1 pseudogene is annotated in these 689 nt (G+C 65.9%); it reads right to left on the bottom strand.

Features of this window, described 5'->3' with window-relative positions:
• Positions 1–689, bottom strand: a pseudogene (locus ABFP37_RS22500) (amino acid permease); the annotation flags it as partial.

Below are 689 nucleotides of genomic sequence, written 5' to 3'. Positions count from 1 at the left end.
CCGGTGTAGCCGTCGCGGGTTTCGGCGATTTCGTGGATGCGTTTGCGGCAGGCGTACCAGCCGGCGACCATGAGGGCGCAGGCGACGAGGGTGACGAGCAGGGTGAGCGGGGAGTCGATGAAGACCATGACGAGGACGCCGACGAGGAAGAGCAGGGAGAGGTAGCCGGTGTAGGGGGCGCCGATCATCCGGAAGGTGGGGCGTTTGAGCCAGCCTTTGTCGGCCCAGCGTTTGAGCTGCATCTGGCACAGGACGATGGTGGCCCAGGTGACGATGATGCCGACGGAGGCGACGTTGAGGACGATTTCGAAGGCCTGGGTGGGGACGAGGTAGTTCAGCGGGACGCCGAGGAGGGAGACGCCGGCGGTGATGGCGATGCCGCCGTAGGGGACGCCGGCTTTGTTCATGCGCTGGGCGAACTTCGGGGCGGAGCCGGCGACGGACATGGAGCGCAGGATCCGGCCGGTGGAGTAGAGGCCGGCGTTGAGGGAGGACAGGGCGGCGGTGAGGACGACGAGGTTCATGATGACGTCCACGCCCTGGATGCCGATGGAGCCGAAGAAGGTCACGAAGGGGCTGACGCCCTTCTGGTAGGTGGTGTAGGGCAGCAGCAGGGCCAGGAGGATGACGGAGCCGACGTAGAACACGGCGATGCGGAAGACCACGGAGTTGATGGCCTTGGGCATGAT

Source organism: Burkholderia sp. RS01, assembly GCF_039748055.1.
Lineage (GTDB): Bacteria > Actinomycetota > Actinomycetes > Actinomycetales > Micrococcaceae > Arthrobacter.
The sequence above is the reverse complement of the archived record's forward strand: the minus strand, read 5'-3'. Positions and strand labels throughout refer to the sequence as shown.